Annotated in this window: 7 protein-coding genes; 2 read left to right on the forward strand and 5 right to left on the reverse strand. The window is 29.5% G+C overall.

Going from position 1 to position 7,171, the window contains the following annotated elements; genetic code table 11:
- Nucleotides 1-17: 17 nt before the first annotated feature.
- Together ACREVU_RS19275 and ACREVU_RS19280 are read right to left on the reverse strand one after the other, a co-directional pair.
- Nucleotides 18-752, reverse strand: a complete 735-nt coding sequence (locus ACREVU_RS19275; protein ID WP_431553222.1) for a polysaccharide deacetylase family protein — start codon at nucleotides 750-752, stop codon at nucleotides 18-20.
- A gap of 222 nt (nucleotides 753-974) precedes the next feature.
- Nucleotides 975-2,315 carry an MATE family efflux transporter gene (locus tag ACREVU_RS19280; protein ID WP_431553223.1) on the reverse strand — a complete coding sequence of 447 codons (1,341 nt, stop codon included), beginning with the start codon at nucleotides 2,313-2,315 and terminating at the stop codon, nucleotides 975-977.
- 182 nt (nucleotides 2,316-2,497) lie between these two features.
- Between ACREVU_RS19280 and ACREVU_RS19285 the strand changes: the two genes are divergently transcribed.
- The gene (locus ACREVU_RS19285; RefSeq protein ID WP_431553224.1) at nucleotides 2,498-3,724 is read left to right on the forward strand and encodes an amidase domain-containing protein; all 1,227 of its coding nucleotides are present in this window, start codon (nucleotides 2,498-2,500) and stop codon (nucleotides 3,722-3,724) included.
- Between the two features lie 107 nt (nucleotides 3,725-3,831).
- Here the strand turns inward: ACREVU_RS19285 and nagZ are convergent, their stop codons facing one another.
- Nucleotides 3,832-5,100 (reverse strand): beta-N-acetylhexosaminidase, encoded by a 1,269-nt coding sequence (gene nagZ, locus ACREVU_RS19290; protein WP_431553225.1) that lies wholly within the window; start codon nucleotides 5,098-5,100, stop codon nucleotides 3,832-3,834.
- A 213-nt stretch (nucleotides 5,101-5,313) separates the two neighbouring features.
- On the opposite strand from nagZ, the gene ACREVU_RS19295 reads away from it, so the two are divergent.
- Nucleotides 5,314-6,192 carry a DMT family transporter gene (locus ACREVU_RS19295; protein ID WP_431553226.1) on the forward strand — a complete coding sequence of 293 codons (879 nt, stop codon included), beginning with the start codon at nucleotides 5,314-5,316 and terminating at the stop codon, nucleotides 6,190-6,192.
- 153 nt (nucleotides 6,193-6,345) lie between these two features.
- Here ACREVU_RS19295 and ACREVU_RS19300 read toward each other — a convergent pair whose 3' ends face one another.
- Together ACREVU_RS19300 and ACREVU_RS19305 are read right to left on the reverse strand one after the other, a co-directional pair.
- The gene (locus ACREVU_RS19300) at nucleotides 6,346-6,510 is read right to left on the reverse strand and encodes a zinc-ribbon domain-containing protein (RefSeq protein WP_431553227.1); all 165 of its coding nucleotides are present in this window, start codon (nucleotides 6,508-6,510) and stop codon (nucleotides 6,346-6,348) included.
- Nucleotides 6,511-6,781: 271 nt separating this feature from the next.
- Nucleotides 6,782-7,072, reverse strand: coding sequence for a DUF3231 family protein (locus ACREVU_RS19305; protein WP_431553228.1), 291 nt, complete (start codon nucleotides 7,070-7,072; stop codon nucleotides 6,782-6,784).
- Nucleotides 7,073-7,171: the final 99 nt, after the last annotated feature.

Below are 7,171 nucleotides of genomic sequence, written 5' to 3' on the forward strand. Positions count from 1 at the left end.
ATGTTTGAGCCTATTAATTATTTTTTAATAGGATAGTAATTCTCAGGTGTTACCTCATTTATAATTTTAAATTCATATCCATTATCCTTGTAAAATTTTATTACTCTAGGAAGTGCCACACAAGTGTTTTTATGCATATAGTCGCAATGCATAAGTAAAATTATAGGGTGCTCTATAACGGTAGTTTTTGTAGCTTCTCTATACAACTGCTCTATAGGCGTTCTAGCTTTAATGCCATCGGACATATTAGCATTCCAATCATATACTTTAAAATTATAACTATGAAGTTCTTCTAAAAAAGCCTTTGTTAAATGATTTCTACTGCCAAAAGGAAATCTTATTATTGTTGGTTTAATTCCTGTAAGGGAATTAATTTCACTCTGAGTTTTTAACATTTCATTTATAAACCCTTTTCTACTTGGGTAAATTTTCTTATATGTATGGGTATAAGTATGTAGTCCTATACTATGCCCTTCATTATACATTCTTTTTACCACAGCTTCTTGGCCTTTAATTTGGTTTCCAATTAGAAAAAAAGTTGCCTTTACATGATTTTCTTTAAGTATATCTAAAACTTTATCAGTCATAACACTAGGTCCATCATCAAAGGTCAAATATATTACTTTTTCATTTTCTTTAATTAATTTAGAATATGCTAATGCCTCTGGACTATTAAAGGAATAACAATTAATAAATAAACAAAATCCCACAAGGAATAAAACTTCGATCCCACCCAAATATTTTTTTCTCATATTTTCTCCTTTTAAATTAAATAAAACATATATTACTTATTTTATTAATATATGAACTTACTATTTATATTATCCAAAGTAGACTATATAATAAGTGGAAATTAATACAATATGTAAATATTGCGCATAAAAAAGCCTAGCAAAACATTGACTAATCAACATCTCATGCTAAAGCAATCTTATATTTTAAAACTTTTATTATTATCTCTAAATTTTTATTAATTATTTTGACAATTTACTAAATTTGTATTTAAAAAGGATAACCATAAGTAATGCATCAATTCCCCACTGAAACGCAGTAATCCACCACACTGCTGTAACTGGGTAATTTAAACGATGTATAAAATAGTATGTTAATGGTAATCTTATAGCCCAACTTGTAAAGCAAGATATAAAAAAGGGACTCTTAACGTCTCCTAAACCCTTTAATGCACCAGCGAAAATCAAGGATATTCCTATAAACGGTTGCTCAGCCGCTCCAATAGCAAGACATCTTCCAGCTAAATAAGCAACTTTTTTTTCATTTTCACCTACGAAAAAGCTAACTAAAATATTTGGCATAAATAAAAATATTATTGCGAATATGCTCATCATTAGTAGTGCATAAAAAGCACAATTATAAGTAACCGTACTTGCTTTTTTATAATCTCTTTTTCCTATATTATTTCCTACTAAAGTAATAACTGCCAGACCAAATCCGATGCCGGGCATAACTGAAATTGCTTCTATCATATTAGCTATTTCATCAGCTGCAAAGGAGGCACTGCCAGATTTAATTATAATAACAACACATAATAATTTACTAATATTGAAGGCAGCTTCTTCTAGCGAGCAAGGAATAGCTAATCTTAATATTTTTTTAATATCTTTAAGAGAGATGCTGAAGGTAATAAATGGCTTGCACCCAATTTTAGATTTAGTAGCAGTAAAGTAAAAAGAAAAAACAAAACCACATAAATAAGCAATTGTAGAAGCTATAGCTGCCCCTTCTATCCCCCTTCCTTTAAGCAGGATACCAAAAATCAATAAACAATCAAAAATTATTTTAAAAGAAAAGACAATTATTGAACATATAAATGGTATAAAAGTATTTCCATATCCTATTAAAATAGAATTTAAAAGCCTCATATTCATGCCAAAAAATAAGGCTATAGAATTAATTCTTATAAATGAATATCCAATCTCTAAAATTTCATTCCTAGCTCCAAGCATATAAAGAAGCTGTTTCCCAAAGCAAAAAAATAAAAATGTTATAATAAAACAAATACTTGCACCTAGAATAAATCCTAATGCCGCAAATTTCTCAGCAATTTTATACTGTTTTGCCCCCACTAGTCTAGAAACTAGTGAAACAATACTTATACAAATCCCGCCTGAAATAAATATGCCTATAAACGAATTTGTTAAACTATTACTAATCCCCACAGCACTTACAGCTATATTTCCACCATATCTACCAATCATCATTAAATCAAAAATAGACATTAAGGTATATATTGTTATTTCTGCAACCACCGGAAGTGAAGTATTGAGCACATCATTGGTTGTATACCTATTCACCATCCATAAATTACCTCACAAAAATTAATTGTCAGTATTAAGTATATTATCAAAATGTTTTTTCATGAATTATATTCCAACCTTTCAAATTAATTCACCTACTATTTATGCAAGAAATCCTATTAATATGGAATACTAACCTAGTGCTTATTTTTTAGTTATTTGGATAATTTGGAGGTGTATAAATGCTTAAAAAAAATATTTACAAAATTATTACTTTATTTTTCACTCTAATATTTTGCTTTGTTAGCTATAATTCCAATAATTTTTACGCCAATAGTAATAATACTATTTCTACAATGGCCAGTTCTAGAATAGATTTTAATACTCCTGATAAAAGTGAAATTACAAAGGTGCTTGAAAATATTTATAAGGACCGCTGCTCCATGTTTATTACTAGAGATCTTACTAATCTACCTAGTTATTATGATGCATCCCAAAAGCTTGGGAAATGGAGTTTAGAGCATGAAGTAAAACGATTTAATTATTTTAATGATTGGTCAAGTGGAAGAGGTATGAATTTAGTAAAAGTTGAATCTATCCCCAATGTTAGAAAAATAACTACAACCAAAAGAGGTATTCGCTTATTGGTGGATGAATATTGCAAATTTGAATATACCTATAAAAATGATATAACCCCTACTTCAAATATCTTTGGAATAGGACTAATACACACTATTGAATTGATAAAAAAAGGAGAGAATTGGGTAATATATTATGATTGGTATTTGGATTGTTTTGAAGACGCTTTAAAATCATATTTGGGAGAGTTAAAAAGCCTAAAACTTCCTACTGATAAAAAGCCTATTTATAACCTAGGTATTTGTCCTAAAACACCAAGCGAAGTAAGTATTGTTCCTAAAGGTCATTATAATAAAATAAATGCCGTAAAATATGCGGATAAATACTGTGGAGTGCCTTGGGCAAGTGAAAGCCCAACAAAATATAATAAAAAGTATACAAACTATACTGGAAATGGTGGAAACTGTACTAATTATGTGTCTCAATCCATTGGTGATGTAGAAGGTGGAGGTCTAAAATTTGATAGTATTTGGAACTGTACTTACCAAAAATATGGTGGAGCTGAAGGAACCTCTGCCTGGGTTAATGCTGATGCCTTTAAAAAATATTTGCTTTATAGTGGCCGCGGAAAACTACTAGGGAAAGGAACTTTTGCTCAATTAATTTCTCCCCTTCCTGGCTATCCATGTGGCGCAATGCAAAAATTAGATATTGGCGATGTTATTTGTTATGCCAAAGGCAGTGATATAGATCATTTTGCTTTAGTTACAGGCTTTGATTCTCATGGTTATCCTCTTGTTAACTCCCATACCATTGACAGATATCATGTGCCTTGGGATTTAGGCTGGGGTGATAAAAATATTAATTTCTACTTAATACATGTTAAATAATAGATTATAATAAAAAAAACAAGGGTACATGATTGAGTACGCTTGTTTTTTATGCTTTTTTATAACCTTGGTCTCATGTATTTTTATTTTAATTGTCTTATTATTTTTTAAAATCTATCCTTTAGCACTCCATTAATTTTATTATTTATACCGTCAACATCTACCGACTTTATTATTTCATCTTTTAATTTATATTTTTGTTTTAACATTAGTATTCTATAAACACTTTCATCTATGCTTTTCTCAGATATCTCTACCTTTGACACTGAATCTTTCAATGCATTAATTACTGCTATTTCATTATCATAACCATGACACACAAGTACTATATCAGCTCCTGCCTTTACTGATTTAACAGTAGCTCCTCCAATATTATAGTTTTTCGTTATAGCCCCCATGGTCATGTCATCAGTAATTATAACACCTTTAAATTTAAGTTGTTTTCTTAATATATCTGCAATAATTATTTTTGACATTGATGAGGGATTTTCCTTATCAATGTTTGGCAAAAGTATATGTGCAATCATTACTGCATCTGCATTGTTTTTTATTGCTTCTACAAAAGGTTTTAATTCAAAGCTCTTCAACCTTTTTAAATCATTGTTTACAGAGGGTAATCCCATATGAGAATCTACAGAGGTATCGCCATGTCCCGGAAAGTGTTTCACTACAGGTATAATATTTTGTGATTGAATTCCCTTCATAGTTTGAATCCCTAATGTGCTTACAGTGCTTACATTTGCTCCAAATGATCTATTACCTATAACTGGATTATTAGGATTACTGTTAACATCAAGAACCGGTGCAAAATCCATATTAAAACCAAGAGAACCTATCTCATTGCCTATGGCCCCACCTATATTATAGGATAGTGTCTCATCATTTATCTTTCCTATGGCTTTGTTTGTTGGAAATTTTTTAAACTCCACAGGCATTCTTGTTACTCTACCACCCTCTTCATCAACAGATAAAAATAATGGTATTTTATTTTTTAGATTTTCACTCTTCAATGAATTTAGTAGCTTAAGTAACTGACTAGTCTCTTGAATATTATTTGTAAATAATATAACTCCTCCTACCTTAGACTTTTGTAGAAGACTTTCAGTGTCCTCATTTAAATCATACCCCTCAATTCCTACTAGGAGCATTTGTCCTATCTTCTCATCTATGGTCATTTTGCTTATTTGCTCTATAATGGGATCTACCTTAGGCTCATCTACTACTTCTAAATCTTGTGAATCATTGCCTTTTGTTGTAACATCCTGGGATGTGTTATTATTTACATCTTTATTATTAATCTTCTTAATTATATTACAAGCAGACAATATTGGTATAATCAATATCAACGTTAGAATTATCGTATATTTTTTTAACAATGTTTGGCCTCCTCTCATTATAAAATATAACCTCCTGACACCCCCACTGTGTCTTTCTTCAATTATACAGAGTTTTAATCTAGTATTCAAATACTTACCCACGTCTCTCCAAAATATACATCCATTATTTTATAATTTTCTGTCAAAATAGATTAGAGTGTAGTAACATTATAATATTAGATTAATAATCACTGATAATAAGGAGTTGGTATTTTGTCAAACAGAAAGATATACATACTAATGATTTTATCTGCTTTTTTTTGGGCGGGGGCATTTATTGCAGGTAAACTTTCCGTACCTTTTATTCCAACCTTTACACTAACTTTTTTAAGATTCTTTATTGCTACCACCATCCTTTATTTTGTAGTAAAATATAAAGACAAAAGCAATTATAAATTAACTAGAAAAGATGTGCCGATATTTCTATTTACAGGGATTGTTGGAATATTTGGCTATCATGTTTTCTTTTTTACCGCATTAAAGTACACTACTGCAATAAATTCTTCACTAATAGGAGCCACAAATCCCATAATAACAACAATTTTATGTATTATATTTCTAAAGGATAAAATAACCTTTAAAAGAGCTATTGGAATACTTTTATCATTTTTAGGTGTTTTTTTAACTATAACAAATGCCAATCTATCCACAATGCACGACCTTACCTTAAACAAAGGAGATTTACTAATGCTGGTAGCTGTTTGTTTATGGGCTACCTATTCTGTTTTTAGTAAAGTGGTTTCACATAAATTTTCGCCCTTAATACTAACCTTTTATAGTTTCTTATTTTGCACTGTATTTTTAATTCCTTTTGTTATATATGAAAGACCTTGGACCTTTATAAGTAATGTTCCCTACTACTCATTTTTAGCCGTAGTATATATGAGTATATTTGCATCTGTTATAGGATATTTAGTTCAGCAAATCTCCATCAAACAGATAGGTCCAAGTAAAACTTCAATCTTTATTAATTTAGTACCTATTTTTTCTATCGCACTTTCAGTAACTATATTAAAAGAAAGTATATCAGCTATAAAGCTTTTTACTGCCCTTCTAATAATTACAGGAGTTTATATATGCCAAAAAAATTAATCTTATGTTTATATTTGCAATTAATACCATTAATATCTATAATTGTTTCCAAATTGATAGTTATTATTTTTAAAATTAAATGCTCCTTAGTTTTTATTTATTAAAAAAACAAACCCTATAGAATTAATCCTATAGGGTTTTACTATTCTTTTATTATCTTCTGAATCCTCTGTCATTTTGTTGTTTTCTTGCTCTTCTGCAATCAGGACATCTTTGAGGTTCATTTTCAAATCCTTTTTCTTTGTAGAATTCTTGCTCGCCTTCGGTAAATACGAAGTCTTTAGAACAGTCTTTACAAACTATCGTTTTATCTGCCATTTTAAACATTCCTCCTTTTTTTCGAATATTAAGATGTAGAACCGATTAACAAATATATTCTAAAAAGAGGATATGTTGTTATCTAGTTTAATCCCAACATTAACTGCTAGTAAACAGTTAATATAAATTTATTTTAGCATGTATATTATTGAAATGCAATATATTTCGCCTTATTTTATTAACATTATTACTCAAATATTTCATTATTAAATTAATGTAAACTGCGCCTTAAAAACGGAAACTTGTAACTGTTTTTTTAACTGCATATTTATTATTTCAATTTTGTAAGCTGATTTCTATCTTCCATTTGAGGTGGTTCTTCCATCCATCCATGTTTAATCATTATTTTTCCACCTCTTTTTGAATAAGTAAAGGTATTCTTTACAATTATTGCAAGTTTAACATGTAAATCACCTCTCATGCTAAATGATGTACCCAAAGCATTGAAGCCTAAAGCTGTGCTAGATATTAAACTAATAACATACATCATAAGTTTATCTGAAAATGGAGATTTAGTTGTATCTGTAGCTTTGCTGTAAATGGCAAGTACTTTCCGTGAAATTTAGGAAATTAATTTCCCTGAATAAATCCCAGTTAATAATTAACATTTAAGATAATGATTGTCTATGTTCTAATCTATAACTTTTGCCAGTAATGTTGA

The organism is Clostridium sp., from assembly GCF_050717535.1.
In the GTDB taxonomy this organism is placed as follows: domain Bacteria; phylum Bacillota; class Clostridia; order Clostridiales; family Clostridiaceae; genus Clostridium_AD.